At 53.4% G+C, this 811-nt stretch carries 1 pseudogene; it reads left to right on the top strand.

Annotated elements, in window-relative coordinates:
* Positions 1-410 (top strand): annotated as a pseudogene (locus EXE45_RS20865) (caspase family protein); the annotation flags it as partial.
* Positions 411-811: the final 401 nt, after the last annotated feature.

The raw sequence follows: 811 nt of genomic DNA, 5'->3' as shown, positions 1-811 counted from the left end.
CGACGACGCTCGGCCGGATCATCGCCCGCCTGATGAACAGCGGGTTCAACCTCCGCACCGCGCTTCACGTGGCGAAGCGCGAACTGATCACCGGCCACCAGTACATCGTGGTGGGGGACGGTGGGACGACGATCTGTCGGAGCCGAGGGGGCATTGCTACTGTGATGGATGTGAATTCGGCTGGTGCGATGTGGGATATTAGTGTTCGTACGTATCCCGTTGGACCGTACGGAGTCGGAACGCTATACAGTCCCACAATTGACGGTATTGATATGAATTACGTAGTTCCTTCTAGAGCAGAATTGTCAGATATAACTACAGATCAGCTTTGTAATGTACTGGATCTCGGAATTATACCCGTTTTTTACGAGGACGAGCTACGCTGGAGTGACGAGGGTCTACCAGACTAAGGCCCCGGGTTTGTCTGGACGACGTTCGCCGCCGCAGGGGCTGCCTGCGTCAGCAGCAGCATCGCAGTGAACAGGACGCCGGCCATTTTCGGGTGCTCTGCCACGTATTCCGCGACACTTTCGTGCATATTCGAAAAGTATCAGGATAAATAAATATTGAGATTGTTCTACGGTTGGATTATAGAGATATTTGAACTACAAATTAGTTGTATTAAATAAATTTGGCCGCTAAAACCCGAGAAATTGACCGTTCTATCCCGATCGACAACGACCGAAAACCGCCGCTCTCGCGGCAGTTACTGAAGACCGCGTTTTTTCACCGCCCGGCGCGCAACGGACCGTGCCATGACCGACATCCAAGCGGCGATCCGGGAGGCGTTCGAGCACACGGAGTACGACCT

The sequence above is a fragment of the Halorubrum sp. SP9 genome (genome assembly GCF_005435015.1).
GTDB classification, from domain to species: domain Archaea; phylum Halobacteriota; class Halobacteria; order Halobacteriales; family Haloferacaceae; genus Halorubrum; species Halorubrum sodomense.
This window is presented reverse-complemented; position numbering and strand designations above follow the sequence as displayed.